General features: G+C 38.5%; 1 protein-coding gene. It reads left to right on the forward strand.

Annotation, left to right across the window (positions count from 1 at the left end; all coding sequences use genetic code 11):
- On the forward strand, nt 1-1,830 hold a 1,830-nt coding region (locus tag ACHRWY_RS27470), incomplete at both ends, for a condensation domain-containing protein (RefSeq protein ID WP_395359203.1).

A 1,830-nucleotide genomic window follows, 5' to 3' on the forward strand; every position in this document is an offset into this window, starting at 1 on the left:
ATGGTTCAGACTTATCCAGCAAAGAATATGCAGCACCACGTAATGAAACGGAAGAACAGTTAGCTGTAATCTGGCAGGAAATATTAGGGATTGATAAAGTAGGAATTCATGATAATTTCTTTGAATTAGGCGGTCATAGTTTATTGGCTACGCGTTTAGTCTCTATGATTCGTAAAGAACTGTCTAAAGAGATTGAAATTGCTGATATTTTTATCTATACCACGATTTCTGAATTAGGGACTCATATATCCACCCAGTCGGCAGGGGTTTTATTACCGGGAATTGTTGCAGTGGAGCGCCCGGCTCGTATTCCTTTATCGTTTAGTCAGGAACGACTATGGTTTTTGGATCAGCTGCAGGGCAGTACAGAATATCACATTCCTATAGTTCTTGGTTTAGAAGGAGCGTTAGAGGTATCAATACTGGAACAAACCTTGCAAGAGATTGTTTCGCGTCATGAAGTTTTACGTAGTTTACTTCTATCAGAAGACGGAATCGGTTATCAGGAAATTATCAATGCCGAGGGCTGGTCATTGGATAGCGCCATTGTATCGGATGAGTTATTATTAGAAAAAAATATAGCAGACTATGTGAATAAACCTTTTGATTTATCAAAAGATTACAAGCTGCGAGCGTGTTTGTATACATTAGATAATGAGAAGTATGTATTGGTTTGCGTTTTCCATCATATTGCCAGTGATGGCTGGTCAGATGGAATCCTGACCAATGAGTTTGTGGAATTGTACGGTGCTCTGCAATCTGGCCGCGAGGCAGTTTTACCAGAGCTTAGTTTACAATATGCAGATTATGCCATCTGGCAGCGCAGGTATTTAGAAGGTGAGGTTTTAGAGAATCAGTTATCCTATTGGGAAGCAAAACTAAGTGGCGTAAATACCTTGTCTTTACCAACGGATTATGTTCGTCCTTCTGTACAAAACAATACTGGAGCAGTTGTTTCTTTAACGTTAGACGATAACCTGAGAACTTCATTAAATTCTATATGTCAGGAAGAAGGCGTAACGCTGTTTATGGTAATGTTATCTGCTTTCAAGATATTGTTATCGCAATATAGCGGACAGGATGATATTTGTGTAGGAACACCTATTGCGAATCGAACACAATCGGAGTTAGAAGGAATGATAGGCTTTTTTGTCAATACTTTAGCACTTCGCAGTGATTTAAGCGGCAATCCTAGCTTTAGAGATTTATTGACAAGAGTAAAACAGACAACTCTGGAAGGTTATGACCATCAGCTTGCACCTTTTGAGAAGGTTGTAGATCGGGTGGTTACGACCCGTGATATGAGTATGAGCCCATTGTTTCAAGTGATGTTTTCCTTACATAATAATAAAGAAAGTAAAGATGTAGCTTTAGAAGGCTTGACCTTATCATCACATGATATTGAAGTGGTAAGTTCTCAATTTGATTTGTCACTTAGTGTATCAGAGAGTAACAAAGGTATTTCATTAGGAATAAATTATTGTACAGCTTTATTTGATAAAACTACGATCGACCGTATGCTGCAGCATTATCAGAAGCTGTTGGTTAGTATTGCAGGGAATATCACTCAGCCGCTAAGCAATCTATCGATGCTCACCAAAGAAGAATCACATCAATTATTATATGAATTTAATGATACTGATGTTGCCTATCCATTAGATAAGACCGTAGTAGATTTGTTCACCGAACAGGTTAAACGAACACCAAATGCTATTGCAGTTGTTTATGGACATGAAGAATTAAGTTATAAAGAATTAGATCAACGCTCCAATCAGTTGGGGCATTATTTACGCGAACAAGGCGTAGAGCCGGATGATCTTGTGGGTATTT

It is taken from the genome of Flavobacterium sp. FlaQc-48 (assembly GCF_044007335.1).
Classification (GTDB): domain Bacteria; phylum Bacteroidota; class Bacteroidia; order Flavobacteriales; family Flavobacteriaceae; genus Flavobacterium.